Genomic DNA, 746 nt, shown 5'->3' with positions numbered 1-746 from the left:
TCTTATTGATGTAATCAGTACGAATATTGTCAATTCTATGGTGAAGCTTCTGTATCTTAAGCTTTTGTTTCTGTATATTTCTTTTTTGAGTGGACTCTCCTTTCTTTAGATTTTCATACTTTCGAGAAAGACTTCTCTGTTCTCGAACAAGCTTTTTTTCAAGCTTCTTTAGTTTTGCAGATTTATTGATGTTCTTATAAATCTTTCCATTAGAAACAATCGCAAAGTCCTTTAATCCAAGGTCAATGCCAATTCCTTCACTGGAATTGTTAACTATCCTGTGATCTGGGATTTCTATAAGAACTGAAACATAGTATCTGTCAGCCTTTATTGAGGCATGACCGCTCTTAATTACGTATCCATCTTTTGTTGTGGGAATATATCCTTTCTCTTTGATGCGGACCCAGCCAAGTGACGGGATCTTGATTCTGTGTCTTTCGCAAAGACAATCTTTTGGATTATTCCTTACAAAATACATTTTCACATCAGATCTGCCTTTCTTCTTAAATTTTGGAAAGGCGCTCTTGTGATCAAAGAATTTTTCAAATGCGGTCTGTCCGTTATTTACTGCCTGTGTTACCGATTTTGAATAAGCTTCCTTGATCCAGGAATATTCTGGATGGCTCGGAAGAAACTCATTGTTGAGCCATACTCTAAACTGGATGCTGCTCATAAATTTTTTTCCATTTTCATGAAGCTCCTTATTATGAGCAAGATAGAAGTTATAGATAAATCTGCAAGTACCT

At 35.7% G+C, this 746-nt stretch carries 1 protein-coding gene; it reads right to left on the bottom strand.

The window, feature by feature from the left end; all coding sequences use genetic code 11:
• The coding region (locus tag DW269_RS13085) for an RNA-guided endonuclease TnpB family protein (RefSeq protein ID WP_147321717.1) at positions 1–746 on the bottom strand (746 nt) is incomplete at both ends.

The organism is Catenibacterium sp. AM22-6LB, assembly GCF_003435615.1.
Taxonomy (GTDB): domain Bacteria; phylum Bacillota_I; class Bacilli_A; order Erysipelotrichales; family Coprobacillaceae; genus Catenibacterium; species Catenibacterium mitsuoka_A.
Note: the sequence above shows the minus strand (reverse complement) of the source record. Positions and strands in the feature narration are given on the sequence as shown.